The organism is Sodalis sp. RH14 (assembly GCF_047324285.1).
In the GTDB taxonomy this organism is placed as follows: domain Bacteria; phylum Pseudomonadota; class Gammaproteobacteria; order Enterobacterales; family Enterobacteriaceae; genus Acerihabitans.
The window spans coordinates 2,234,053-2,259,932 of the sequence record NZ_CP178739.1 but is presented as its reverse complement, the minus strand read 5'-3'; the positions used below and the strand labels follow the sequence as shown (position 1 = coordinate 2,259,932).

The 25,880-nt window shown below is 51.6% G+C and carries 28 protein-coding genes and 1 pseudogene; 15 read left to right on the top strand and 14 right to left on the bottom strand.

Annotated features, from left to right (window positions below; translation table 11 throughout):
- Positions 1 to 136 precede the first annotated feature (136 nt).
- Both ACL2XQ_RS10260 and ACL2XQ_RS10255 read right to left on the bottom strand, forming a co-directional pair.
- On the bottom strand, positions 137 to 430 hold the full coding sequence (locus tag ACL2XQ_RS10260; RefSeq protein ID WP_413730018.1) for a hypothetical protein: 294 nt from the start codon (positions 428 to 430) through the stop codon (positions 137 to 139).
- A complete protein-coding gene (locus tag ACL2XQ_RS10255) occupies positions 430 to 903 on the bottom strand; it encodes a hypothetical protein (protein ID WP_413730017.1) in 474 nt (157 codons plus the stop codon). Before ACL2XQ_RS10255 ends, ACL2XQ_RS10260 begins: the two co-directional genes overlap by 1 nt.
- Positions 904 to 1,199: 296 nt before the next feature.
- On the opposite strand from ACL2XQ_RS10255, the gene ACL2XQ_RS10250 reads away from it, so the two are divergent.
- The 3 genes from ACL2XQ_RS10250 (at position 1,200) to ACL2XQ_RS10240 (ending at position 2,763) form a co-directional block, all read left to right on the top strand.
- A complete protein-coding gene (locus ACL2XQ_RS10250; RefSeq protein WP_413731042.1) occupies positions 1,200 to 1,652 on the top strand; it encodes a CidA/LrgA family protein in 453 nt (150 codons plus the stop codon).
- Positions 1,642 to 2,334 (top strand): CidB/LrgB family autolysis modulator, encoded by a 693-nt coding sequence (locus ACL2XQ_RS10245; RefSeq protein ID WP_413730016.1) that lies wholly within the window; start codon positions 1,642 to 1,644, stop codon positions 2,332 to 2,334. Before ACL2XQ_RS10250 ends, ACL2XQ_RS10245 begins: the two co-directional genes overlap by 11 nt.
- A gap of 69 nt (positions 2,335 to 2,403) precedes the next feature.
- The gene (locus ACL2XQ_RS10240; protein WP_413730015.1) at positions 2,404 to 2,763 is read left to right on the top strand and encodes a hypothetical protein; all 360 of its coding nucleotides are present in this window, start codon (positions 2,404 to 2,406) and stop codon (positions 2,761 to 2,763) included.
- Between the two features lie 17 nt (positions 2,764 to 2,780).
- On the opposite strand, the gene ACL2XQ_RS10235 is transcribed toward ACL2XQ_RS10240, so the two are convergent.
- Positions 2,781 to 3,605, bottom strand: coding sequence for a helix-turn-helix domain-containing protein (locus tag ACL2XQ_RS10235; RefSeq protein ID WP_413730014.1), 825 nt, complete (start codon positions 3,603 to 3,605; stop codon positions 2,781 to 2,783).
- Between the two features lie 339 nt (positions 3,606 to 3,944).
- Between ACL2XQ_RS10235 and ACL2XQ_RS10230 the strand changes: the two genes are divergently transcribed.
- The gene (locus ACL2XQ_RS10230) at positions 3,945 to 5,303 is read left to right on the top strand and encodes a radical SAM protein (RefSeq protein WP_413730012.1); all 1,359 of its coding nucleotides are present in this window, start codon (positions 3,945 to 3,947) and stop codon (positions 5,301 to 5,303) included.
- 100 nt (positions 5,304 to 5,403) lie between these two features.
- Here the strand turns inward: ACL2XQ_RS10230 and ACL2XQ_RS10225 are convergent, their stop codons facing one another.
- On the bottom strand, positions 5,404 to 5,622 hold the full coding sequence (locus ACL2XQ_RS10225; protein ID WP_413730011.1) for a hypothetical protein: 219 nt from the start codon (positions 5,620 to 5,622) through the stop codon (positions 5,404 to 5,406).
- A gap of 351 nt (positions 5,623 to 5,973) precedes the next feature.
- On the opposite strand from ACL2XQ_RS10225, the gene ACL2XQ_RS10220 reads away from it, so the two are divergent.
- Both ACL2XQ_RS10220 and ACL2XQ_RS10215 read left to right on the top strand, forming a co-directional pair.
- Complete coding sequence (locus ACL2XQ_RS10220) at positions 5,974 to 6,405, top strand: universal stress protein (RefSeq protein ID WP_413730010.1); 432 nt, start codon at positions 5,974 to 5,976, stop codon at positions 6,403 to 6,405.
- Positions 6,406 to 6,454: 49 nt separating this feature from the next.
- Positions 6,455 to 6,610 (top strand): hypothetical protein, encoded by a 156-nt coding sequence (locus tag ACL2XQ_RS10215; RefSeq protein WP_413730009.1) that lies wholly within the window; start codon positions 6,455 to 6,457, stop codon positions 6,608 to 6,610.
- Between the two features lie 951 nt (positions 6,611 to 7,561).
- Here ACL2XQ_RS10215 and ACL2XQ_RS10210 read toward each other — a convergent pair.
- Together ACL2XQ_RS10210 and ACL2XQ_RS10205 are read right to left on the bottom strand one after the other, a co-directional pair.
- Positions 7,562 to 7,708, bottom strand: coding sequence for a hypothetical protein (locus ACL2XQ_RS10210; protein ID WP_413730008.1), 147 nt, complete (start codon positions 7,706 to 7,708; stop codon positions 7,562 to 7,564).
- Between the two features lie 512 nt (positions 7,709 to 8,220).
- Positions 8,221 to 8,928 (bottom strand): TetR/AcrR family transcriptional regulator, encoded by a 708-nt coding sequence (locus ACL2XQ_RS10205; protein WP_413730006.1) that lies wholly within the window; start codon positions 8,926 to 8,928, stop codon positions 8,221 to 8,223.
- Positions 8,929 to 9,181: 253 nt separating this feature from the next.
- Here ACL2XQ_RS10205 and ACL2XQ_RS10200 point away from each other — a divergent pair, with 253 nt between their 5' ends.
- Positions 9,182 to 9,358 carry a hypothetical protein gene (locus ACL2XQ_RS10200; protein WP_413730005.1) on the top strand — a complete coding sequence of 59 codons (177 nt, stop codon included), beginning with the start codon at positions 9,182 to 9,184 and terminating at the stop codon, positions 9,356 to 9,358.
- A gap of 34 nt (positions 9,359 to 9,392) precedes the next feature.
- The gene (gene robA / locus ACL2XQ_RS10195; protein WP_413730004.1) at positions 9,393 to 10,268 is read left to right on the top strand and encodes an MDR efflux pump AcrAB transcriptional activator RobA; all 876 of its coding nucleotides are present in this window, start codon (positions 9,393 to 9,395) and stop codon (positions 10,266 to 10,268) included.
- 571 nt (positions 10,269 to 10,839) lie between these two features.
- Here the strand turns inward: robA and ACL2XQ_RS10190 are convergent.
- Positions 10,840 to 11,571 (bottom strand): hypothetical protein, encoded by a 732-nt coding sequence (locus tag ACL2XQ_RS10190; RefSeq protein ID WP_413730003.1) that lies wholly within the window; start codon positions 11,569 to 11,571, stop codon positions 10,840 to 10,842.
- 619 nt (positions 11,572 to 12,190) lie between these two features.
- Between ACL2XQ_RS10190 and ACL2XQ_RS10185 the strand changes: the two genes are divergently transcribed.
- The 5 genes and pseudogenes from ACL2XQ_RS10185 (at position 12,191) to metC (ending at position 17,120) form a co-directional block, all read left to right on the top strand.
- Positions 12,191 to 13,162, top strand: a complete 972-nt coding sequence (locus tag ACL2XQ_RS10185; protein ID WP_413730002.1) for a tripartite tricarboxylate transporter substrate binding protein — start codon at positions 12,191 to 12,193, stop codon at positions 13,160 to 13,162.
- A 38-nt stretch (positions 13,163 to 13,200) separates the two neighbouring features.
- Positions 13,201 to 13,722 carry a tripartite tricarboxylate transporter TctB family protein gene (locus tag ACL2XQ_RS10180; RefSeq protein WP_413730001.1) on the top strand — a complete coding sequence of 174 codons (522 nt, stop codon included), beginning with the start codon at positions 13,201 to 13,203 and terminating at the stop codon, positions 13,720 to 13,722.
- Positions 13,723 to 13,731: 9 nt separating this feature from the next.
- Complete coding sequence (locus ACL2XQ_RS10175) at positions 13,732 to 15,231, top strand: tripartite tricarboxylate transporter permease (protein WP_413730000.1); 1,500 nt, start codon at positions 13,732 to 13,734, stop codon at positions 15,229 to 15,231.
- A 57-nt stretch (positions 15,232 to 15,288) separates the two neighbouring features.
- Positions 15,289 to 15,906 carry a cysteine dioxygenase gene (locus tag ACL2XQ_RS10170; protein WP_413729999.1) on the top strand — a complete coding sequence of 206 codons (618 nt, stop codon included), beginning with the start codon at positions 15,289 to 15,291 and terminating at the stop codon, positions 15,904 to 15,906.
- Positions 15,903 to 17,120, top strand: a pseudogene (gene metC / locus ACL2XQ_RS10165) (cystathionine beta-lyase). The gene ACL2XQ_RS10170 and the pseudogene metC overlap by 4 nt, the downstream one beginning before the upstream one ends.
- Positions 17,121 to 17,149: 29 nt before the next feature.
- On the opposite strand, the gene ACL2XQ_RS10160 reads toward metC, so the two are convergent.
- From ACL2XQ_RS10160 to ACL2XQ_RS10130, 7 genes are all read right to left on the bottom strand, one after another.
- On the bottom strand, positions 17,150 to 18,781 hold the full coding sequence (locus ACL2XQ_RS10160) for a rhodanese-like domain-containing protein (RefSeq protein ID WP_413729998.1): 1,632 nt from the start codon (positions 18,779 to 18,781) through the stop codon (positions 17,150 to 17,152).
- A gap of 54 nt (positions 18,782 to 18,835) precedes the next feature.
- A complete protein-coding gene (locus ACL2XQ_RS10155) occupies positions 18,836 to 20,017 on the bottom strand; it encodes a mandelate racemase/muconate lactonizing enzyme family protein (RefSeq protein ID WP_413729997.1) in 1,182 nt (393 codons plus the stop codon).
- A gap of 122 nt (positions 20,018 to 20,139) precedes the next feature.
- A complete protein-coding gene (locus ACL2XQ_RS10150) occupies positions 20,140 to 20,859 on the bottom strand; it encodes an amino acid ABC transporter permease (protein WP_413729996.1) in 720 nt (239 codons plus the stop codon).
- A 49-nt stretch (positions 20,860 to 20,908) separates the two neighbouring features.
- The gene (locus ACL2XQ_RS10145; protein WP_413729995.1) at positions 20,909 to 21,598 is read right to left on the bottom strand and encodes an amino acid ABC transporter permease; all 690 of its coding nucleotides are present in this window, start codon (positions 21,596 to 21,598) and stop codon (positions 20,909 to 20,911) included.
- An 86-nt stretch (positions 21,599 to 21,684) separates the two neighbouring features.
- Positions 21,685 to 22,521 (bottom strand): transporter substrate-binding domain-containing protein, encoded by an 837-nt coding sequence (locus ACL2XQ_RS10140; RefSeq protein ID WP_413729994.1) that lies wholly within the window; start codon positions 22,519 to 22,521, stop codon positions 21,685 to 21,687.
- Positions 22,522 to 22,571: 50 nt separating this feature from the next.
- Positions 22,572 to 23,324: an amino acid ABC transporter ATP-binding protein gene (locus ACL2XQ_RS10135; RefSeq protein WP_413729993.1), complete on the bottom strand. Its 753-nt coding sequence runs from the start codon at positions 23,322 to 23,324 to the stop codon at positions 22,572 to 22,574.
- A gap of 43 nt (positions 23,325 to 23,367) precedes the next feature.
- Positions 23,368 to 23,916, bottom strand: coding sequence for a peroxiredoxin-like family protein (locus ACL2XQ_RS10130; protein ID WP_413729992.1), 549 nt, complete (start codon positions 23,914 to 23,916; stop codon positions 23,368 to 23,370).
- Between the two features lie 413 nt (positions 23,917 to 24,329).
- Here ACL2XQ_RS10130 and ACL2XQ_RS10125 point away from each other — a divergent pair, with 413 nt between their 5' ends.
- Both ACL2XQ_RS10125 and ACL2XQ_RS10120 read left to right on the top strand, forming a co-directional pair.
- A complete protein-coding gene (locus ACL2XQ_RS10125; RefSeq protein ID WP_413729991.1) occupies positions 24,330 to 25,001 on the top strand; it encodes a DUF1847 domain-containing protein in 672 nt (223 codons plus the stop codon).
- Positions 24,998 to 25,843 (top strand): transporter substrate-binding domain-containing protein, encoded by an 846-nt coding sequence (locus tag ACL2XQ_RS10120; RefSeq protein ID WP_413729990.1) that lies wholly within the window; start codon positions 24,998 to 25,000, stop codon positions 25,841 to 25,843. Before ACL2XQ_RS10125 ends, ACL2XQ_RS10120 begins: the two co-directional genes overlap by 4 nt.
- The last annotated feature ends 37 nt before the right edge of the window (positions 25,844 to 25,880 follow it).

The window sequence follows — 25,880 nt, the reverse complement described above, 5'->3', positions numbered from 1 at the left end:
GGATCAAAGCGCTAAGATAATAGCTTCCCTTATTATCTTTCATTGCAAAATTTGCAGTATTTTCCATAAGAAGTCGAGAAAATAATAGAAGTAAGGAGTACGCATACCCGGTTTTTCATGAACCGTATGGCTTTTTTCAAACAGGTACGGCCACCGAGCGAAACTTTTGAGATGGCCGTATCACGGAATGAATCCAGGGCATCCCGCGCAATGCCAGGCGTAGTCGTCTTGGAGGTACAAAGGACAAAATCATAATATCCAATAGCAAGCAAATGCACGGTAGCGCCTTGAGGCTGTTGTAGCTTGCCGGCCCGACGATGACGGTGTGAGTAGGATTACTGGCGCGGATGACGACGAGCGCATCCGCGAGCAGGGCATTCCAGTACCCGGCATCGAGCGAGCGATTTGGTTCATCGGGGATCTCGAACATTACGCCGGCCGGTGCGGCACGATAGTGCGGCGCCACCTAGCCCAGAAGGCAAGAAGTGTCCGGCGACACATGCCAGCATCAGCCCCACAGGGAAGGAAGTCATGTTTGTTCCGAATCACATCAAGATAGGCAGCGCTGGCTTCACGTTCCACGCTGTCGAGCATGGCAATCCAGTTCTTCGGGTCCAGTTTGTCCGTTGTGTCCATAGGGGCGAAGGCCAAAAGGTTGACGCGCACATGACGGAAATCTGCGGCACGGAGCGTGGCGAACAACGCCCAGTGAAAACGAGATTTAGCCGGTTCGGTCCAGAGCAGATCGTAATCCAGCACGTTGCCCCCCACCGCCATAAGCTGTCCATGCGTTTTCAGATAATACGGTGCAGGCAAGAGCGCCGCTGCTGGAGAGGCCTCGAAGATGGTCATTAACAATGTCAGTTGACGAAGTGTAGGAGATGAAAGCAACGGTTCCATCATTAATTATCGTACCAGGACGGCTGTGTAAGGATGATTTTAAATAACGTGTTAATGGCTAACAGCGTCAAACATATGAAATTAATTACTGTTATAGGCTATCAAGTATAAGCCCTGATTTTATGCACTTTGTCTCCTTTTCGATAAAAGTTGTCTTTATTTAACAATAAGCGTCAAAGAAATTGGTTGATAATTATTCCTGGTCATTCAGAAATCGAGGGCCAACAGCACAATCGTCGGGGAATGCCGCCAGCCGTCCCCATAACCTGTCATTTGTTTTTATGGTTTGGAAAAATTTCATGCGGGCTCACATAATCAGCATTTGGCATTTGGCGCGGGCATGTGTGTTGATTTACGCCTGCCTGTATCTTGGCATCGGCATCGCTGCGCTCCTTCCCATCGCTTTGCCAGGCAGCATTCTCGGCATGCTGATCCTGTTCGCGCTATTGTCATCGCAGATCATCCCGGCCGACTGGGTCAAACCCGGCTGTCATTTATTGATCCACCATATGGCCATGCTGTTTGTACCGATCGGCGTTGGCGTCATGCAGTATTTTGATTTGCTGCGGGCACAATTCGACACGGTGGTGATCTCTTGTACCGCCAGCACGCTGATCGTGCTTATTACTGTGAGCTGGTGCTCGCACATTTTGCACAAACAGAATGTTATCCGACGGCGCCTAAAGAGAAACGATCATTTCCGGAAAAACAATCACCCTAAAAAAAACAAAGGAGTCAACCATGTTGCATGACATCTGGTGGTCTCTGCCACTGACGTTGGGAGTGTTCTATCTGGTTCGTCAGTTGGCGATACGTCTGCGCAACCCGTTGTTCAATCCATTGCTGATTTCAATGGTGGTGCTGATCGCGCTTCTCGTCCTCACCGGAATTCCCTACCCGCGCTACTTTAAGGGCAGCGAGGTGCTGAACAGCCTACTGCAGCCTGCCGTGGTGGCGCTAGCCTTTCCGCTATACGAACAATTACACCAAATCAGGATGCGTTGGAAATCAATTATCTCTATCTGTTTCCTCGGCAGTATCGTGGCGATGCTCACCGGCACTTGGTTGGCGTTGAAGCTGGGCGCGACGCCGGCCATTGCCGCCTCGATCATGCCGAAATCCGTTACCACGCCGATCGCCATGGCGGTCAGCGGCAGCATTGGCGGTATCCCCGCCATTAGCGCGGTGTGCGTGATTTTCGTCGGCATCCTCGGCGCCGTCTTCGGGCACACACTGATGGACGCGATGTGTATCCACAACCGAGCGGCACGCGGCATGGCGATAGGGTCTGCATCGCACGCGCTCGGCACCGCCCGCTGTGCCGAGCTGGATTACGTAGAGGGAGCGTTCAGTTCGCTGGCTCTGGTTATCTGCGGGATCATCACCTCGCTAATGGCGCCTTTGCTGTTCCCGTTGATGTTGGCCTTATTCTGACCTGTTCCCGAGCGACACCAAGGTAGCACCGGGAAAAATACCAGTGGGTTAATTGATGAGAATTCGACGATGTTTTGCACATTAATTACAGGAATCGAACAGGCGCAAGCGCTAACCCGCGCCGGTTTTCACCGACGGGCCATGCAATTACGGTGCGATATTGCCGCCCATCCGAACGCCAGCGCAGCGCGGCGCGATCTCGCCTGGCGGCAGATAGCGGAAATGCAAGCTGGGGATGCCCAAATGCAGAAAGCCGCTGCCAGGAAAAAACATGAAGAAATCGAGGAAAAAAAATCCCGGCTGGAGCGGGACCGCTTGCGTATCTTCGAGCTGTTCGCCAAGGGATATACCCCGGTGCAGGTGCGTTCGCTGACTGGTCGATCCCGTTCGTTTGTCGACGAATGCCGCAAAAAGCAGCGCCGCTCATGACGACCGGCGCACGACGTTCAATAGTGGGTCGGCGATACGCCGAACATTTGCCCAAAGGCGAATGTAAAAGCAGCTGTGCTGGAATACCCCAGGTCGAGTGCGACCTGGGTTACGCTGCGGTTATTCTTCAGCATGACGACGGATTCCAGCAGACGCATGTGTTTTTTCCATTCGCCGAAAGTTACGCCGGTCTCTTTTTTGAAACGGCGCGAAAAAGTCCGCACAGACATGCCGGTTTTGGCGGCCCATTGAATAATGCCGTGCGCGGCGTCCGGTGTCGACTGGATCTCCCGGCACACTCTCATCAGCGTGGGAGACGACGGCCACGACAGCGAGAAACCGGCATCCGGCAGCTTTTGCAACTGTGCGATCAAAACTTTAACCAGCATGCCGTCGTGCCCTTCGCTGTCATACTGTTCCGGCACGCTTTCCGTGGCATGGTGAATGAATTCGCGAATGAAATCGCTGATTACCACCACCCGGCAATTGTTGTGGTTGACCGCCACGAAATCGGGCTTGATATACAAGCTTTCCAGCTGGACATCGCCGGTGGTCAGCAGCCGATGCGGCATGTTTTCCGGGATCCACACGCCATAGAACACCGGCACAATCAGCGTCTTGCTTTCAATTTCCACCCGCATACCACCTTCGCGCGAATACAGGAATTCGATGAACGGGTGCTGATGCTGACGGATGAACGTCCCTTTTTGCAACAGACAGGTTCGAAAATAGACCGGGCGCGGCAGCGACAAACGTTCAGGCACCGCAACAAGTTGATTTGTCGCATCTTCGTGAAGTGGGGTTCGAGAAATCTGCAACATAGTATGACCGTTATTCGACATGAATCATTCTTTGATAATAACACAGGGCTATTCGGTTTGCCTGATCATAAAGAGTTCTCAATTTCCATCGATAGATGAACATTCTTTTTAATCATAACAAGGATACTTGAATGGGGAAAAGATTAATGATACTCCGTTATACCACAAAGAGATAACGCCTTATTAACAACCTTAATAGATTTTATTTCCACGAGAGATTGAGACGCTTATTGTCTTTATTAGGTGAATATCAATCTCTCTATGAAGCGTCATTTATATGCAATCGATGTGTTTATCAATTGCATGTGTCATTATTTTATTTGAGGGGTGAGTAAATATATGGAAAGGTTAGGCGATAAGATGAATAATTTCATCATCACATCCATGTCACCGGTTGTCTCAACCTTGATTAATAAGGTTGATGAAAATAGCTTTGAAAGAATTTTCTCCGTCGGCGCCAAATTTGCCGGCTCCAATAAAGACGATTTACTGGCCCTCGCCAAACTTTGTCATGATCGGGATCCGATGCTAAGCAGTTGGATCAGGGCGCTACGAGGATTGAACAAACATGCCCGCGCTAAGTTAATCAAAAACCTGTTGTTCAACCATATGCTCTACGGCGCGAACATTCGCGACCAACAAGGAAAGCACTATTCCACACACATCCCATTTTTAGTGTTGATTTCTCCTACCTATGCCTGCAATCTGCGCTGTAAGGGCTGCTACTCCGCCCTGTACGGTGACCGCTATCATTTCGAAGAAAGCGAAATGATAGATATTCTTCAACAATTCTATGATTTGGGGGTCCGCTTCTTTACCCTCACCGGCGGGGAACCCTTCGTTTATCCCTCTATCATGCGGATCTTTGAAAAATTCAACGACTGCTATTTCATGGTGTACACCAATGGCACGCTGTTGACGGAGTCGCGGGTCAAAAAACTGGCCAAACTAGGCAACGTCGCAACCACTATTTCCATTGAAGGCTGGGAGGAGATGACCGACTGGCGGCGCGGCGAGGGGGTGTTCAAAAAAATCGTCGAATCCTACCATCGTCTGCATGACGAGGGTCTGATGTGCGGCGCTTCTATAATGGCTACGCGTAAAAACCACGATCAACTGATGAATGACGACTACTGGCGCTTCATCAGCGAACTGGGTGTGGAATACGTGTGGGTATTCCAGTATATGCCCATCGGACGCGACGCCACCTTCGATCTGGTGCCGACACCGCAGCAGCGTTACGAGCGATTCCATAAGATTGAACAGCTGCGACTGTCCGGTCAGTTCGCTTTCATTGCCGACTTCTGGAACCACGGTTTCCTGGTGAATGGCTGTATGTCGGGCGGCGCCAATTATTTGCATATCAACGCCAAAGGTGGCGTCGAACCCTGCGTGTTCCAGCAGTACGCAGTGGATAATATTCGGGAGAAGAGTGTGATAGACGTGCTGCATTCGCCGTTCTTCGAAGGGTTCAAGCAGCAAATCCCGTTTAACACCAACCTGATGCAGCCGTGCCCAATTATTGATAACCCGGGAAAATTCCGGGAACACATTCTGAAGCACGGAGCCAAACCACAGCATGAGGGTAGCGACAGCTATTTCAAATTTAGTCATGAACTGGATGAACTGGCGCAGGAGTGGAAGAAATATGCTATTAAAATCTGGGATCAGGAGGGTTATAGTGAACACTATAAAGCTGAAATCGGGCAATATCGATAACGGCAATATCACCACCGCAAGATAATTTCTCGTGCTTTAAACCTAAAAATTCGGGCTGTCCGCCGCGTATTCCGCGCGAAAGCCGGCTCGTTTCCGTTGCTCACGCCTTGTCGTCGAGCGACGGTGCCAACAGCATTTGGTTATTCTCACCCAAGTCGGCATAGGTTTCGGGCAGCGTCCAGACGCAGCAGCAGCATTGCAGGTGCGTCAGCATCACCGGGTAGCCGCTCAGATTCAGGCGCCGAGGCTTGTCAAGTGCATTTGAAACTTGAGAATTCGTGCCCACCGAAGCGCAGCTTTGTTCGAGATGTTTCGCCAACTGGATCGCAAATGATGAGCGATGAAGTGGAGTAAAAATTGAGCTCAATAAGTTGATGCAAATATAGGAGATATATCTATACACCTTACGCAGCGTTAAAATTAATTATGGACATAAAGTAATTATTCGAATTAATTGATGGATTCGAATGATCACGGTCACTGAAGCACTATCTGTCGATGCTGATCGACTATTAAGCTAAGTCATGGTGTTTTGGCAGGGGCAACTCCATTGTATTGAAGCTCCGTTTAACATGAAGCTCACTGCTGCATCAGGAGTCCGTCTTTGCAATTTTTTATCCGAAGGGAGTAAAGTGATAACTTCCTCATTTATTCATATCAGGAGAACATAATGTATCAGTCAATTTTATTACCTGTTGATATCAGTGAACATGAGCTAACAGTGAACGCGTTAAAAGAGGCGGCCTACCTGATGGAAAAATCGCAGGCCAGTCTGCGTCTTCTGTATGTGATATCCACGATGCCGGACTACTTTTTAAGCCACTTCAGTGCATTGACACTGCAGTACGAGGATACAGTGACGGAAGATATTAAACAGCAGTTGGATATCTATGCGAAATCATTGACTCTGCCCGCGGACAGGCTCACATCTAACGTACGCCAAGGCGCTATTTATGATGAAATATTAAAAGAGGCTGATGAAATTAATGCTGAGCTCATTATTATCGGATCCCGGCGCCCCAGTATGTCAACTTATTTGCTGGGATCTAACGCCGCCGCTATAGTCCGTCACGCTAAAACCTCCGTACTGGTAGTGCGTTAACACCATAGACATTCCCCGAGCTCAGACCGAAGGCTCCTCCCCAGTCAAGGTGAGCACCATTGAGGAAATAGCCGCCCGCAATTATCGGACGGTTTATGATGCGCTGGCATCACAGACGCCAAGCATCGAGATGACCCTGGGAGAGGATTATGGCAATACCTGGCAGCCCGCAGCGAATGCCCTGGACCTGAGCGGACTGGGATAAAATCATACGTGGGTATTAATCAGCTGGCCGTCGAGGACAAATTTCTCGCCAGGATCGGGTTGTCCAAATTCGCCCACAGCTATCCCGCCGCCTTGTTGGGATGAATATGGATGAACCTTTTGGTGCCCTGGATGCACAAACGAGAGTCCTGATGCAGGAAATCTGCTGAATATATGTCAGGAGAGTACAGGCCACCGTGCCGTTCGTCACCCACGATATCTACGAAGCGATTTTTTTTCGGCAATCGGATTACCGTAATGAGCGCGTCCCCCGGCACCATCCTTGAAGAGCTGTCGGTCAACCTGCCCCCGCCCCCACGCGTTCGACAGCATGACGTATCTCGTTTTTATGGCGCTGCGCCAACGCTGCCTGGCATTATTAACATATGAAAACCGTAAAGCCTTTAATGAAAAACATCATTGAATCCGCTAATGACGTTGGCTGATTATGCGGATTCCGGCAATAATAAATAGTCGATTCGTGGCAAAAGAAATTCACACGCGCTACCTGACGAAAGAAAAATAACCATAACAATCAATTGACGAATCAATTTCTTCATATTAAAACGGATATATTATAGGTTTTGATGCCCTGTTTTTCCCATGAAAATCCAGATGTCATGAGAAAAACCAGGCGAAACGTGCGCTGTGCGTTTGACTATTATCTGATCTTTACCAGCACTTGCATCGATGCCAAAATCGTTGTATAAATTTTATGCAAGTTGTTGTGAACTACACCTCCAGACAGCTCGGGGCTAAAAGACTAGACAGACCGCTCTCACGGTTTTGTCCCTCTCAAGGCTAAAGCCTGCGTTACATCCAGCAGTATGGACGCACTTCGAAAAGTTTGAATGGTGATGTTTTAGTTGTAGTGCGATACCACCCCTTCCGTTATGCGGGCATTTTTCCTATGTTCGCCCTTTGAGACCGGCAGTTGTGCCGGCCTCCTCTTTTATTGCTTACCATAAATTTTTTTATCCCTGCGTTTTATCGTTTGCCCCTGCGACCCCTGTGGCTGCAAATCTTTTCCTTCAATTTCGCCCATTTTACCTTCCATTCCACGCCATACTTCTGCCCTTGCCCGTGTCACTTCGGCCACACCCTCCACACCCTCTAACCTGTAAGTATATTGCTTCAGTAAGTTAAAAAGTTCTGACTACAAGAATTTTGCCGATGCTGATCAAGGCGATATAAGCCGGCAAATAATGAGACTGCCGTAGGTATGCAATCTTATCGAGTCCGACTCAGAAGTGTACGCGACATCTTAGCAGACCCGGATTTGTTTCAAATTCCCAACCGTTTCGGATTGACGGTATGTTGTGTGCCAGCGCCCTGCACCAAAAACGGTCACGGTAGGCAACGTACGCGCAATCAGAGGTATGGAGTACTATCCCTCGTTCACGTAACGACGGCAAAAAAGCGCTTTATCATCAAGAAGATATATACGAGTATTTACAAAAATATATGCTATTGACGGCGGCGATGTGATGGTATCTTTTATTACTGATATTTATGATAACGAGAGTTCTGGTAATGGCATTGCTCAATTTGTCATCAGGTTACGTTAACGGCAGTGTAATGGTAACTCGACGATACATAGCAGAGACACTTTCAATCAGTGTGCCTTGCCCTGTCATTGACGCTGTGGACATCATTGTCATTCAACCCAGGCAGTATAAGACGCAAAGCAGAGTTAATCCGGTCTAAGAGCAGTTCGTTGCTTACTACCACTGTTTTACCTAATAAGGCACGGAAATGCAGATCTCCCATTGCAGCACTGAAAATTGTCATGGACAAATATTCAGGGTCGCCGATTATCAATCCAGGTTCAGATGCCTTCAAGCGAACCAGTCCTGTGGCTAAATAAGCTTGGCTTGTTCGCATAATTCGCTCATGAAAATCTTCGGCCAGACTCGGCGACCGCCCGGCTTCTGAAATCAACAAGCGTGCCAGAAGAATTTGTCTTGGCAGCAATATGTACTGCATCATCGCCAACAAATCGGTTCGAAACGCCTCCCTGGGACAGGCTGCCGCCTCGCACATTTTATCGTGGTTAAGGGGGAAGGCTATTGTATCGCTGAATAGCGCCACCAGCATATGTTCCTTATCGGGGAAGAACCCATAAACCGTCCGTTTCGACATACCGGCAGCGCGGGATATCCCCTCCATCGTGGCGGCACCATAACCCTCAGTCATGAAAATTCGTTCAGCCGCCGCCAGAATACGTCTACAACGTTCCTCAGCAGTACAAACCTGAGGGCGTCCAAGTTTGGCTTTGACTTGGCCCCCAGGTATTTTGGCTAATCCGGTGCTTGACATTAAGAAACGATTCCGTTTTTATTTATTTAAAAAACGATATCGTTTTTTAAGGATTAGTGCAATATATCTGTCTGTAAGCATCCATTAACGAAAAGGTGAGATCTTGGCCCGTTAATCTATAGCCTTTTGAATTTTAAAAAAACTACCCTCGGAACCCAGTCATTCCGGAGAATTTTACGAGATCGGGCAAGCGATCCATACCACACCTGCCCGTCAACTTTCGGTATTTTTTATGAAAAGGTCGTATATGCCCATGCCAGCGGAAAACATTTCAAATCAATTGCTGCAAGAAGAAATTGCCCTAATTATCGGTTTGTCAGTCATGGAACTGATGCGTAAAAAAGAAACACTCTCTGCGCAGGAAGACGTGAATAATACCCATCATGTCGCCCACTATTCTGTGCGATTTATCATGGATAACCTAGCGTAACCAGACACCCATGCTGTACCACAAGGGAAAAGCCATGGCTGAAGCCGATACCATCTACAGTCTGCTGTACTGGCTAGATAACCACCTTGACCTGCCGCTTAAGCTCGACAATGTCGCAGCAAAATCGGGTTATTCAAAATGGCACCTGCAGCGCATGTTTCGTTATGTGACTGGCCAAACGCTGGGCGCCTATATCCGGGCGCGCCGGTTATCCCGATCAGCCGTGGCGCTACGTGTTAGCAGTCGTTCCATTTTAGATATTGCTTTACAATACCATTTTGATTCCCAGCAAACATTTACCCGTGCGTTCAAAAAACAATTCGGGATCACGCCGGCCGTTTATCGTCAGTCCGCCGATTGGCCGTCAAAAGGCCTTTGTCCCCCCATTCGCATGGAGGCGGCCACATGGCCACAACCGGATTTTATCAAGCTCCCAGATATGTCATTGATGGGGGCGCCCCAGATTTATCACACATCACTTGAACACCTCAGTCGCTTTCTGCATTCTGACCTGCGTTTGTATTTCTGGCAGCAGTTCCTGGACAAAGTCAATACTGTGCCACCATTCCTCTATGGATTGCATCGCTTAGTGGCGGGAGCGGCCAATGATATAGAACAGGATATCACGTTGCATTACACCACAGCCGTACCAGCAAAAGAGTATATAACATGTATGCCGATGGCTGGACCGGTGATGATAGAAGGTGGAGATTATGCGCAGTTTACCTATGAAGGGGCCATTGAAGGATTTCAGGATTTTATTATCCTGATCTACGATACCGCCGTGCCGCTATTGGGATTAACCCGCCGCCAAGGACAGGACATTGAGCGTTTCTCTCTAGGCCAACAGGTAAAGGCATTTCCGGAAAGCATTGTGCGATGTGATTATCTTATCCCCATTCTTCGGTGAAATTAATGTTATTTTAACATGAGTATTTCTTTACCGTTGCATGTCATAATCTCAGATTATCCTGGCGCCGTTTCAAAGCAAGACAATGCAAAACTGCCGATTTCTTCTAGAAAAATTTGCCAATTCAGACATAGCGGAAACATGGATAAGCGAGCGATCTTTTACGATAATGAACAACAGGCTGACTTTTAACTTTCATTTCACAGTGCTAATCAAAAAAGCCAGAGAAAGCTCCGGCCGTTCAGCAGTAGTACGTTGGCATCAAACTCACAAGTATCACTCCCTGCCTCGTAGTGCCAGGGTCATTTGGCACACGCGAGGCGGTAAAATATCATCAATAAAAGCGGTGCCTCAGGTATTAAGAAAATAGACGTTAGCCACCATTCGAGGAGAGTTGTTGCATTCTTCCCGATAAACAGTCGCTTGAGTGTCTTTTTCTGGCAATATTGGCATTTCATCCTTCTAGTTAGTTCAGACAAAAAAGTATGACCACTATTAAATCTTTGCCATTATTGGCTGCAACCAGGACCTTTTGGGTTTCTGTAGACATCCATTCTGATTAATAGTTTGATTAATCCCTGCCGTAATGAATGGGGTCATCCTTGTGCAACTCATCATAAAGCGGCGGATAATAAATATAGTCCGAGATTGGTTGGGAAAACCAAGCTAAACACACCACACAAAATGCGCATATTAATGCGATCATTGACAAGCTTTTTCCCCATATACCTGTGAACGATAGGAGTTCCCACATTAAAGAAACCCCTTGCCCATTGGGGGAAGACAGATAAAAATCAACTATGGACAGAAACATCACTGACGCAACCAATCCGCCAATTGTTCGTCGTTCTTCGTTCACCTGCTGCCGATTTCTCTGATGTTCCTCGTAACGACGCATGAGAAACTCATCGTGCTGACGTAAGGCGAGTTTTCTGACGCGTTCTGCTGGTACCTCTCCATAGAAAGGTTCGCGAAACTCGTAGCCGAAAGTCTTGGGAAATGAGGAAATCAACTTCCAGGCGATCCCTTGGAACACAGCAAATATAGTGGGAAAGCCAATAGATGCCAGCAAGCAAAATGACATCGCGGCTGCGACACGAAATCCAAAATCCCGCCACAGATTCAAGGACTCATCTGTCCAAAATAATAAACCATGGTGTTCACGCAAGAGTAAGGCGATGTCAACAAACAGCACGACACAAGAAAATTTCAACGCCCATTGCCATTCCCAAGCCTTTTCAATGACACCAAAACGTGGAATAGAAGGTTTTTCATCTTTTTTTGTTTCTTGATCATATGACATAAGTTACGCACCTCCTCAGTAAATAAACGGATTTTCATCGAAGCTTCGCCGCCCTTACACTTACGCCAAGCTTGGCCATAAACAACCAAGTCAAAAGACCGGAATAGAACAGGCGATGCGCATATCTATTCATGTTCAGCATGAATGTCCTGTCAATGTATGGATGCTTTCATTGACTAAGGTGCTTAGGTTATTACCTGTTTTATCACCATTCATAGACTTTGATTTTAATTGGCCCTTCCATTAAGGCGACAGGTTCATGTTTAGTTCCTCGATTCGCTCAAAAATTTTGCCCTAAACGTTTCGAAAAAACAACACAGTGAAATTGGACAATTATCGGTACCTAGTTTTGACCTGCTCCCACTGGTTAAGCCATCGTCAGATTAGTAATGTTTTGTTTTCCGATGCTGCTAGACAGCGTGGCTTCAGGCAGGGCAATCAGAAGTGACGAGGGACAAATCCACATATGCCAGAATGAAGGAAAATAGATTTCAGCGGATTGAAATGCCGCTGATTTAGGCTAATAGTTGCTAACCATAGCCAGTTTAATCAGTTAATTAACGCCCGCCTCGCCGGTAAGATAACTTTATGTATCCTTTTATTACCGGAGAAACGCTCCATGATACCATACAAAACCCTGGTTATGGGCCTGCTTATCTCGACGCTGGGGGTGGCCAACGCCGACGAGAGCGCCACATTTCCCCAGAAACCGGTCAAAATCATTGTACCGGTGGCGGCTGGCGGCAGCGCCGATAAACTCACGCGCGTGCTGGCGGAAAAACTCAGTGAGAAATGGGGCCAGTCGGTTATTGTGGAAAACGTCACCGGCGCCAGCGGCACTATCGGCAGCGCCAAGGTGGCAAAGGCGCCCGCCGACGGCTATACCCTGCTGCAAACCGGCGAAGCATTAACGCTGAACGCGCTATTATTCAAAAAATTACCCTACGATTCCGCCACCGCCTTTGCGCCGGTGATCAAAGCCGTGGTCAATCCACAAATCCTGGTGGTTAATCCCGATCTCGGCATCGATACGTTTGCGCAATATGTTGCCGTTACCCGGGACAAACCCGGCACCATCAGCCTTGGGCTGCCCACCAACGGCGGCATTGCTCAAATCGCCCATGAAATGCTCAATCAGCGGACCGGCGGCAAGGTGACCTATATTCCTTATCCCGGCGGCGGACCGGCGGCGGTGGATGTTATCGCCGGCCATACCAACGCCACGCTGATTACCCTGGCTGCGGTGACCGAATATGTTAAAAGCGGACGGTTAAAAGCGCTCGCGGTGACCACGGCGTACCGGTCGCCGGCGTTGCCCGAGGTGCCGACCATGGCCGAATCAGGCCAGCCGGGTTTTAGCGTCGAAAGCTGGCAGGGTTATCTGGCGCCGGCCGGCACGCCCACCGCGATTATCGATCGGTTGAACCACGATTTCGCCGAGGTGCTGCGTTCTCCCGGGGTTAAGCAGGAATTGGAAAACCTGGGTTACGGCGTGAAGGCCAGTACGCCGCAAGAGCTGGCCGAAACGCTGTCTGGCGATGCGACGCGTTATGGCAAAATCGTCCGCGACGCGGGCATCAGTATTCAATGATCGCGATTCCACGAATATAAGACTTAAGGTGGCAGGATGTGAGTATCTCTTCTCAGACCAGCGCCGCGGCGCGCCGTGGCGGCGTACCGGCCATACGCCATCAGCAGAATTTCTGGTCCGGCTGTTTTTTTTTCGCGGTCGGCGGCGGTTTTAGCGCGCTGGCGGCGCAATACCCGATTGGCGCCGCTTCCCGGATGGGCGCGGGGTTTTTCCCGCTCCGCCTGGGCATCTTATTGGCGGCATTCGGTCTGCTGGCGATTTTTTCATCATTGTCATGGTCGTCGCCCCGCCGCGATCGCGCGTCCGCCGCGCCGTCGTGGCGGGCAGGAAAATTGGCCTGGATATTGGGCGGGACCACGGTGTTCGCGCTGTTGCTTGAACCTGCAGGGCTGGTGATTTCGCTATCGCTGCTGGTGATGATTGCCAGTAAAGCCAGCAACCAGTTCACCCTTAGCGGCACGCTAGCCAATGCGGCCGTACTGGTGACGTTGAATGTGGCGCTGTTTATCTGGGGACTGGACCAATTAATCCCGGTCTGGCCTGCGTTTATTACCCACTAGGGTTTGGTTATGGCGTTATTAGCGCATCTGATGCTGGGTTTCAGTACCGCGTTGTCTTGGGAAAACCTGCTCTATTGCTTTGTCGGCTGTACGCTCGGCACCCTGATCGGCGTGCTTCCCGGACTGGGGCCAGTGGCGGCTATCGCCATGCTGCTGCCCGCCACCTATGCCCTGCCGCCGGAAGCCGCGTTGATTATGCTGGCCGGCATTTATTATGGCGCGCAATACGGCGGATCCACCACCGCCATCCTGCTGAATATTCCCGGCGAATCCGCCTCGGTGGTCACCACCATCGACGGCCATCAAATGGCGCGGCAAGGCCGGGCCGGCGTAGCGCTGGCCACCTCGGCCATCGGGTCGTTCTTTGCTGGCAGCGTCGCCACGCTGGTGCTGGCGGCCTTTGCCATACCCTTGACGGAAGTCGCTTTTCGCTTCGGCCCGGCCGAGTACTTCTCGCTGATGTTTCTCGGACTTATCGGCGCGGTGGTGCTGTCGTCCGGCTCGCTGCTGAAAGCGCTGGCCATGATTGTCCTGGGGCTGCTGCTGGGATTGGTGGGCACCGATATCAATTCCGGCGCCCAACGCTTTACCCTGGATATTCCGGAACTATCCGACGGGCTGAGTTTTGTCGCGCTGGCGATGGGCATCTTCGGTTTTGCGGAAATCATCCGCAATCTGGAGGATAACGACGGCAAAGCGGTCAACGTCAGCAAAATTTCCACTCTATGGCCGGATAAAACCGATTTTAAACGTATGCGACCGGCTATTTATCGCGGCACGCTGCTCGGCTCGATACTGGGATTATTACCCGGCGGCGGCGCGACGCTGGCATCCTTCTCGGCTTATGCGTTGGAGAAAAAAATCAGTAAATACAGCGCCGAATTCGGCCATGGCGCCATCGAGGGCGTAGCGGGACCGGAAGCCGCCAATAACGCGGCGGCGCAAACCTCGTTTATCCCCCTGCTGACGCTGGGTATTCCCTCCAACGCCGTGATGGCGCTGATGGTGGGCGCGATGATGATCCATGATATCCAGCCGGGGCCTCAGGTGATGACCAATAATCCCGCGTTATTCTGGGGGCTGCTGGCCTCGATGTGGATCGGCAACCTAATGCTGGTGATCCTGAACCTGCCGCTGGTAGGCCTTTGGGCCAGCCTGCTGCGTATCCCCTACCGCTACCTCTACCCGGCGATCCTGGTGTTTTGCTGTATCGGCGTGTATTCGGTGCAAAACGCGGTGTTTGACGTACTGCAGGCGGTCGGTTTCGGCCTGCTGGGATACGTATTGTTAAAACTGGACTGTGAACCCGCTCCGCTGTTGATGGGATTCGTCCTGGGTCCGCTGCTGGAAGAGTATTTCAGGCGCGCCCTGCTATTGTCCCATGGCGATTTGAGCACATTTGTCACCCGCCCGCTGTCGGCGTCCCTGCTGGCTGCCGCCGCCGGGCTGATCCTGCTGGTCGCGCTGCCGGCCATACGCCGCACCCGGCGGGAGGCGTTTCGGGAATAAACGCGGTTTTCCCGCTTTCAAGCGCCAAACCTTTCACTCACTCACGGGGGTAGAACCATGACTACGCTGGACATATCGGGCTCGCGCCGCCAGGAAGCGGTAAATGAAACATTGCGGGACATCCGCGGCATTCTCGGCGGGCAGGCGTTATCCCGATCGCTGCTGGAATACGTGACCCGGCGCCTGGAACGACTGGCACAAAATGAAGGCCTGTTCAGCGCGCGCGATTTTCCCGCGCCGGCGGCCGGGGGCGAATCCTCCGCGCGCTACCGTCTCAACGCGGATGACGGGGACAACGACATCGCGCTCTACTTGAACGTGCTATTGCCGGATAAAAACTCGGTGCCGCATAACCATACCACCTGGGCCGCCATCGCCGCCGTCGAAGGACAGGAACTGAACCGTATCTACGAACGCCGGGATGATCGTAGCCGGCCGGACCGCGCCGAGCTGCACTTGCTGCGCGAAATAGTGGTCGAGCCGGGTACGCCCATCGCCTTCCTGCCGGACGATATCCATAGCATTCATGTCACCGGTAATCATACGACTCGGCATTTGCATTTGTACGGACGCCCGCTGGAAACGCTGGTGCGACGGGTGGCGTTCGATCCGGCCACCGGCGCGATCGCCAATTATAACGCTACCCAGATGGCGCCCGACGGGGGCAAGGCATGACCGGAAAACCGCTGCAGCCACAGCCGCCCCTGCGGGCGGAAACGTTATTGATCCATAGCGGCGCGCCCGTGCCGGATCCCGCCGGCGCCGGGCCGGTCAATGTTCCGGTGGTGCGCGCCAGTACGGTGCGTTTCGGATCGGTCGCCACCATGGCCGACTATCATCGCCGGCGCGAGGCGGGGGAACGCGTCGCCAGCTATGGCCGTCACGGACTGGACACCCACCAGACGCTGGAGGAAGCGGTCACCGCGCTTGAGGGCGGCTATCGCGCGTTCCTGACGCCTTCCGGCCTGTCGGCGATATCCCTGCTCTTTATCGCGCTGGCGTCACCGGGCGACCATATCCTGGTGGCGGACGGCGTCTATTCGCCGGTACATCGTATCAACCGGGCGCTGCTGTCGCGGTATGGTATTAAATTGCAATATTTTTCACCGTCCGGGGACGATCTCGCGGCATTAATCCGGCCGAATACCCGGCTGGTTTACCTGGAATCCCCCGGGTCGCTATTATATGAAGTGCTGGATTTACCAGCAATTGTCGCGCTGGCCCGCCGGCGCGGGATTCTGATGGCGACGGATAATACCTGGAGCGGAGGCTATTTTTTTAAACCCCTGGCGCTGGGCGCCAATATTTCGCTACAGGCGGCCACCAAGTATCTGGCGGGACATTCGGACGTGATGCAGGGCGTCGTGGTGGTCGACAGTCCCGAACTGGCGGCGCGAATAGGCGCCGCCTACGACGCGCTGTGATTGACGGTGGGCGCGGACGATGCGTATCTCACGCTGCGCGGTATCCGTACCTTGGCGGTACGCATGCCGCGCCACCAGATCAATGCCACCGAGGTGGCGCAGCATTTGGAACTTCATCCCGGGGTGGCGCGGGTTTTTTATCCCGCCCTGCCGTCGGATCCGGGCCATGCGTTATGGCGACGCGATTTTACCGGTGCCAGCGGGCTGGTTTCATTGGCCGTGCGCCAAACGGCGCCGGACTTTGCCGCGGCGTTCGTGGACGCGCTGACGCTGTTTGCCATCGGCGCCTCCTGGGGCGGCTACGAAAGCCTGGCGACCATCGCCGACTCGTCGGCGCTGCGCAAGCATAGCAGTTGGCAAGGCAACACGGCGCTGATACGCCTGCATATCGGGTTGGAAAACCCGCAGGATTTGACGCGGGATATCGATCGCGCACTGGCTATCGCCGCGGGTGCGGGGGAATAATGGTCCCGGCGCCCGGCGACGATGCGCCATTAGGGCGCCGTGGCGCTGATAACCTGGAATTGCAGCTCGGCGCCCGGACGGCCAAGCTGCTCCACCAAGCCTATTTCCCAGGCGAGATAATCACGAAACAACCTTTCCCGGCGCTCGGGATCGCTGACGTTATAACCGCCATAACGCGCGTCGTCTTCGCCGGTAAGCACGTCTTGCCCGCCTTGCTCCGTGGGTAAGCCGGCCGCGACCCAGGCGTTGGCGCCTCCCAGCAGCGCCGCGGCCGGCAGATTGCGCCGCCGCAGCTCGCCGGCAATCTGCCGGGCCAAAACGCCGTCGCGGGAGGTCAGAATCACCCGCCGCGGCGCGAAGCGCGGCAGCCACTCCAGTAACCGCTGCGGCGCGATAAATTTAGCTCCCGCGCTATGTTGCCTGGCAAAGCTCAGGCTGTTATCGACATCAATCAACACCGCCGATCCGTCGGCCAACAGACTGTCGGCCCGCTGCGGGGTAAGCAGGGCTACCTCCGGCGCGCGGGGATCGCGCCGCACGCGCACCGGCTCGCTGCCCGCTTCCACTATGCTATCCGCGGCGGGCGCATAAAGATAAATGTCATAACCGCCAAGCTGCAGCAGCCAAGCCGCCGTGCCCTGGGCGCGCACGCCGTCCCAATCGGCAATCACGATCCGGGCGCCCCGGGTGGCCAGGAAACCATCGGTGGCCTGAACCAGCTGTCCGCCCGGCGCCCAGCGGAAACCCGGTAGATGCCCCGCCTCATATTCCTCGCGGGTGCGGATATCGAACCGGTATAACGTTCGTTCCGCATCGGCGACGAAATCAGCCAGGCCTGCCGCGTCAATGGTCGCGACGCCCGCCCGCCTCGCCAGGCGCGCGGCCCCCGCGCGCGCCGCGTTGATATGTTGCGCGGTCGGCTCGGGAAGCTCCGTTCGCCGTGCGTGTTCCAGCTGATGGCCGGCGAGCAGCCAGTCCATAGTGCCGTTTTTAAGCGCCACCACCGGATTGGGAATACCGGCGTTAATCAACGTCTGGGCGCCGATAATGCTGCGCGTGCGGCCGGCGCAGTTCACCACCACCAGCGTTTGCGGGTCCGGCGCCAGTTCACGGATACGATAGGCCAGCTCGCCGTTCGGCAGGCTGTGCGCCCCAGGCAGGCTGAAATGATAAAATTCCTCAGGCGTGCGCCCGTCGACCACCACCAGCTTCTCCCCCGCGGCTTGGCGCCGGCGCAGCTCGCCGACATCAATATGCGGGGTTCCCGCTACCGCTTCAACGACCTCGCCCAGCGCCTTGCCGGGCACATTTTCATCGATAAAGACTTCAAATCCCGCCGCACGCCACGCGGACGTGCCGCCATCCAGCACCGCCATATCGCTATAACCCAGATAATGGAGTTTGTCGGCCGCCGCGTCGAGCAGCGAGCCGTCCTCGTCGGTCAATACCACCCGGGTGGTGGAGCGGGGCACCAGGCGATCGATAAGCAGTTCCAGCCGCCAAAGCGGCGCGCACGCCGCCAGCAGCAGATGCCCGTGGGTAAACAAGCCGTATTCGCGCACGTCGAGCAGCGCGATCTCTCCGGCGCGGGACAGTTCATCGCGCAGCTGCGGCGGCGTCAGACGATCGGGACGTATCGGGCGGGTTTGAGACGCAAGCATAGCGGTTTCCTCCTGGTTCGGGAAATAAGATGATCTGTCAGGCCGGCATGGCCCTTACTTAATGGTGATGCGGTCCGCTTTTTGATATGCGGTTTTGGTTAATTCCTGGCCGATACCGGGTAGTTCAGGTACGGCAAAATGTCCGTTAACCGGTTGATAATTATGCTCGCATAACTCAATATAACCGGGGATTAAGGTTTTTTGATGATGTTCATGAATAATAAAATTGGGGATTGCCGCTTCTAAATGCAGCGCGGCGGCGGCGATAACCCCCGAACCCGCGATATGGACCTGCACCGTGCTTTCGTAGATATGCGCCAGTTCGCTGATTTTTTTTACCTCGCTCAGCCCGCCGCTGGTGCCTAAATCAGGCTGGACAACGTCCAATGACCGGTCGGTAAGAAAAGGCAGGAACCCCCAGCGGGAATAAATACGCTCGCCGGAGGCGATGGGGATATTGATTTTTTCTTTGGCCAGTTTATGCAGTTTAGGATTCAGCGGCGTATTAATTTCCTCATAATAAAAAATAGAAAATTCCTCGATGGCCTTAGCCAGCTGGATGCTGCTGGTGATATCGGTACGGGCGTGGTTTTCAATAATGATATCCACGTCGGGACCGACTTCTTCCCTGATAGCCTTTACTCTGTCCCGCGCCAGGCGCAGGGTGGCGTTCGGCAATGGCCCTTCCAGCCTGCCGGCGTTTTTCCCCTGCTGATCAAACATGATTACGTCCACCTTTACCGCATCAAAACCCGCATTTAGCGCGGTTCTGGCGTTGGCGGCATACTCTTCCGGATGTACGGCTGGCACGCGCTGGGATGACCATCCCAATTGTATTTGCGAGGCGTAACTGCGGATTTTATCGCGGGTTTTACCGCCCAACAATTGATATACCGGCACCCCGAGAGCTTTGCCTTTGATATCCCATAAGGCGATATCTATGCCGCTGATGCCGCCAAAAATGACCGCGCCCCCGCCCTGCCCCCAGAAGGTTTCTTTAAATAACGTTTCCCAAATGGCTTCGATATTAAATGGATCTTTGCCAATAATGTGCCTGGCTAAATCCTGAATAATGCCGAACGCCGCCCTGCCCGCCGAACCGTATGCCAGGCCCACTTCCCCCAAACCGTAAATGCCCGCATCGGTATCGATGCGCACCAGCACGGGACGCTGCCCCTTGTGGCCATCGGTGGCAATTTCGTGGATATGCAATACTTCAACTTGCGTAATTTTCATAACAGGGACCTCTAATGTCATAATAGTATTTATCCGCTGGATAACAGGCGGGATTTCAGGGTTTACAATGCCGTATAAAATACCTGTCGCTAAAAAGCATTCGCGGTTACGCTTGATGGAATTCAATGCGCTTTGGCATAATTCAACCTTGTCTTGGCAATAAAATGATTTTCCAATAGCTTGAAAATTTTCTGGATAAAAAGAGTTATGGCCCAAAAAAACATCCCGGCGGCGAGAAAAGCTTCAAAATAGCGGCCGTTGTCATCGGCCAGCAGGCTCGCCTGCCCGTTCATTTCAATAATAGTTGCCCCAAACGCCAGGGTGGTGCTGTGGACCAGGCCGATAAACAAGACGCAGAAATTGGGCAGGCAGAGCACGGCGGACTGGGGGACCACTACCCGGCGTAAAATTTGCCATATCGTCATGCCGACGGAATGGCCGGCTTCGATTTCCCCCCGCCTGATGCCGGCAACACCGCCACGCAGCGACTCCGACAGCGAAGCGGTGACATTAAAGGTCAGCGCAACCACCACCGACACCGCCGGTGAAAAATGGCGGACGCTGAATTCCATGCCCAGCGCATCGGCCAAGGTTTTCAGCAATATCGGCAGGCCAAAAAAGCACAATACGATTTGCAGATAAAGGGGAATTCCCCGCGCCAGGGAAATATAAAAATCAATTACCTTAATCAGAAAACGAAGCCGATAAAACCGGATCACCGTAATCACCACGGCCAGGAGTAATCCCAGCGCAAAAGCGTTGGTTGCCAACATGATATTGACCGGCAGCTTGTAAATAACTTCTTTCATCACCAATAACATAAAATCCAGGTCAAAACGCATTGCTTAACTCCAGGTAATCCACACATCTGATTGACGACGTCTTATACCGCTATTGATAACTCAGCCGCAGCGACCACTTTTCCATCACTTTAAAAAATGAACTCAGGATGAGATAAAAGAGATAATAGATAACCGTTACCGCCAGATAGCTTTCAAAATTATGTCCGGTAGATTGTCCGATAACCTGCGCCTGGCTCATCAGGTCCACGACGCCCACGGAAAAAGCAATCGAGGTACTTTTGATGGCGCGCAAATACGTGTTCGCCAAATTGGGCAAAAGCACCCGCATGGCTTGCGGCATAATAATTTGCCTTAATGCCGTCAAGGTGGTAAGCCCGATGGCAAAGGCTGCCTCAAACTGGCCTTTGCCTACGCTGTTAACCGCGCCGCGGATATACTCGGACACCATAACCGCGTAATGCAAACCAAAGGCCAGAACCACAAAATAAATCCCGTTGGTTCTGGTGAAATCGATACCTAGCGGCAGGAATATTTCCGGCAAGCCAAAATAAAACAGAAACAGCAAGGTGAGCAGCGGCATGCCAAGGACAAATGACACTATTAGCGTTACCAGCCTGGACAATACTGGAAACGGGAAGATTTGCAGTAAGGCGAATAAGACGCCCAGCACCAGACTGGCGGCAATGCAAATAAACAATAAGAAAAGAGTTTCGGGTATAAAGGGGATCAGCCGTGGAAAAGCGGCAAAAACATAATGTATTTCAAATAGCTGTCCCATATAACGGCTCTCTTATCGGTTTATTTGATGCCGATATTGTTTTTGGCTGAAGGATTTATAGGCCGATCATCGAATTATCCCATAGATTATTGCGTCAGGTTTTTTTCCGCCTGCAGGTCGATCCTGGCCGGATAATCTTCGCTTAAAAACTGCCGCGACAGCCGGCTCAGCGTACCGTCCGCCCGTAGTTGAGCAATGACCGCACTGACATCATCCCTTAATTGCTTATCATCCGGCCTGAACCAAAAATATGCGTTTGGATCATTATCCGGCGTGCCTGCCACACCCCCCACCGGCTCGCCAACGTACTTTAATTTATAATTTTTATGGACCGCATTAAACTGCGGCACATTAAATACCGGTGAAATAACGGCATCGACCTGTCCGTCGGCAAGCAACGTCAGCATTTCCGGACTATAGACAATCTCGATATTGGCATTATGGGATTTAATATACTGTTCCATTATGCCCGCCTGGCCTGAGTTTTTATTCTGGGCGATGCGTTTACCTTCTAAATCCGCCAAAGAATGAATCTGGGTATTGGCTTGCGGCACCGTAATTACATAAGGCGTCCAGTTGTGGGCAACGCGGGTGCGGATAGCATTTTTTTCGCGTACTTCATTGCGTCGCAGATTGCCTTGCACCATATCCACCTTATTGGTCAGCAGGCTGGGAAACAGCGAGCGTTGCTCGAGATAACGGATTTCAAATTTATATTGCGGCAGCTCCTTGAAGACACGTTTTAACACTTCCGCTTCCAGGCCGGTGTAATTGCCGTTTTCATCCACATACGCCACCCCCTGGAAGCCATTGCGGGCGCCGACGATAATGTCCCGGGGGGCAGGGGCGGCATTAGCCAACAGAGCGGAAAACGCTATAGCGCATAGCGCTACAGGCGCTATTTTCTTTATGAAATTATTCATTTATTTTACCCTGGCTGTCATCAATATAATGGCTGGCGGCAAAGCCGGCGTCAGATCTCATAGGTAAGCAATGGGGCAGTACGTTTGAGAAATTTTTTGGTGCGCTCCTCTTTCGGCGCATTAAAAATTTCCGCCGGTGGCCCTTGTTCTATAATGTGGCCGTGATCCATTACCAGGATGCGGGTGGCGATCTCCCTGGCGAATTGCATTTCATGGGTCACTACAATCATGGTGACGCCCTGTTTCGCCAGCCTGGCCATAACGAATAATACTTCGCCGACTAACTCTGGATCCAACGCGCTGGTCGGTTCATCAAATAAAATGACATCCGGATTTAACGCCATTGCCCTGGCGATACCGACCCGCTGCTGCTGGCCGCCCGACAGCTTTGACGGATAGCTGTCGTATTTGGCTGACAGGCCCACGCTATCCAGCAGGCTTTTCCCCTGCGCGATGCATTCTTCCCGTCCGCGTCTTTGTACAACAAGCGGACCTTCAATCACATTTTGTAAGGCGGTTTTATTATTAAATAAGTTATAAGATTGAAAGACCATGGCGATTTTACGACGGAACCGCAGGATGTCTTTTTTACCTGAAGACCCGATATCGACCTCCGCATCGCCGATGCGCATCTTTCCAGTGTCAGCGCGCTCAAGAAAATTCAGGCAGCGTAACAGCGTCGTTTTGCCCGACCCGCTGGGGCCAAGAATCACCACCACCTCTCCTTTTTTAATCGCGAAACTGATATTATTTATAACCTTTTGTTTACCAAAATGCTTGGTGATATTATTTACCTGCATCATAATGCTTATCGTACCCCATAAAATAAACCTTCAGCAGGTGCATCTATGCTAATGCATCCCCAATCTTTTTTATCAGGACATTATGCTCGGGGATATCGGAGCTTTCTTTGCCGTAATAAGCATACTCGACAATATGCTCCGGTCCGATAATAAAGGTTGCCGGCAACTGCAGCTCATTGCCTTCATATTTTCCATGGGTAAAACCCAGCGTTTTGGCCGTTTGTACCCTGGCTTGATGTTCCAATGTCCTGCCGTTGTCGGGATCCCGCGATCCAATCCCGTAAGCTTTATATAAGGTCTGTTCCGGGTCCAATACCAGCACGAAGGGGATATCTTCCTGCTTGAGCTCGCTGGTAATGGTTGCGGCGCTGCTTTGCAATACCACATACACTTCCACGCCGGCCTGCTTGAACTTCGGGTAATCCAGAATAAGATTATGTATTTCCAATTGGCAGGTTGTGCAGCCAAAATAACGCAGGAATAACAACAGCGACCGTTGGTTTTTGGTCTCGGTGAAAAAATCTTTTTTACCGTCCCAAGGAGATGCAAACACAAAATTATGTGCCTTCTCGCCGATGCCTATCTGTGTCACATCTTATCCTTATCATTCCGTAGTTAATCATTTTATAGGGTAACTAGTAGGACTTCACCTTTTCATGGACTTTAATACGTGTCAAAGAACAATTTTAAATAATGAAATGCTATTTTCTCAATAGATAATAACGAGAAACCTTAATGTTATTAGATAGCATATTATCACCCGATTGAAATATTTTCTTTTTTTTCGCATCATACAGTTATGCCCCACCGGACTTTATGAGTTGACATCGCTATATTCAGGTTAATTAATTTCACTCATTGTTAAATTTTAGTGGTGATAGAACAATATGTTACCCACGCATGATGCTCATTATTTTCATATCGATATGCGGAAAGATTGGTTGGTTTCGCTGAGAAATTCCTTATATTTAATATAGTGATTCTCTGGGAAAGTAGAAAACCGTTATGGCGAATAAATTTACGTGCACCGAGTGTAACTTTCTTAACTGCCAAACTCGGGATAAAGAATTCCCCAGAAAATGTTTGACCACGTCGGCGGATAATGAAGCCGTTTTGCGTGCAAGCCTGGACTTGTATCACGACGATCCGATGATATCGAGGATAATGCTGGCATCCGCACAGGTTGAAGGTCAATATTACGGCCAATTAACCCGAGTAGAAGAAATTATTGTATTTGCCAAAAAAATCGGCGCTAAAAAAATCGGTGTGGCATCCTGTGCCGGATTAATCAAGGAAAACCGCATCTTTGCCAATATACTGCGCGCCAATGGTTTGGACGTGTTCGGCGTTTTATGTAAAGTGGGTGCGCAAGACAAGTGCGACGTCGGTATTGCCGAGCAGGATAAAATCAAACCAGGCAATTACGAGGCCATGTGCAACCCTGTTATGCAGGCTAAATTATGCAATCTGGAACAAACGGATCTTAATGTTATCAGCGGCCTGTGTGTCGGGCATGATTCATTATTTATCAAGAATTCCGACGCGCCGGTAACTTATCTGATAGTGAAGGATCGTGTCCTGGCCCACAATCCCATCGGTGCTCTAAATACCGGTCATTCGTATTATAAGCGCCTGCTGGATGGTGTGAAATTAAATGAGGAAGATGCAAAAATATGAATAAGGAAATAACCCATCCGGCCAGCACGTGGTTAAAGTTGATGGCGGCTATGACATTGGCGGCATTATTACCTGTTACCGCCAGGGCTGACGCTACCCTGGATAAAATAAAGTCGCGCGGCAACGTGGCGATTGGCGTTTTGGTGAATGGCGGCGATTTTGGCTCAGTGGATCCGCAAACCCGACAGTTGATTGGCTGGAATCCGGAGCTGGCACGCAAACTGGCGAAGGATCTGGGGGTCGGGGTCGAATTGGTGCCGGTGCAAACCGCCACGCGTACGCAATTTTTAATTGCCGGCAAGGTCGACTTGCTGATTGCTTCCATGGAGCTTAATCCGGAGCGAGCGGAAAGTATGGGCTATGCCCCCACGCCTTTTTATCGGGTAGGCGGAACCGCCCTGACGCTGAAAAACAGCGGCATCGCCAAATGGGAGGACCTGCGCGGAAAAACTGTTTGCGTGTCCCAGGGCAGCAGTTTCGCCAGGCCGCTGGAAACGGAATACGGTGCCGTGACCAAGGGCTTCAAGAGTTCCGCCGATTCGCTACTGGCGCTGAAAGGCGGGCAATGCGTGGCGGCCGTTCACGACTCCACATTGCTGCAGCCCCTGGTGCGCAAAGGCGGGGAATGGGCGGACTATCACGCGCCGATTGCCGATGAAATCCTGCCCGCCGATTCGGTGGTATGGACGCGCAAAGGCGAAACGGACACCATTACCGCCGTTGATCGGGTAATTCAGTCCTGGCACCGGACCGGCTGGTTAATCGAAACGGAAAAAAGACTGGGGATTACCCCGCCGCAACCGTTATTACAGGAATTGCACAAAAAATTCCAGGGCAGTTAACTTTTTAACCAAACGAAAATTGGCTTAGTGGGATGTT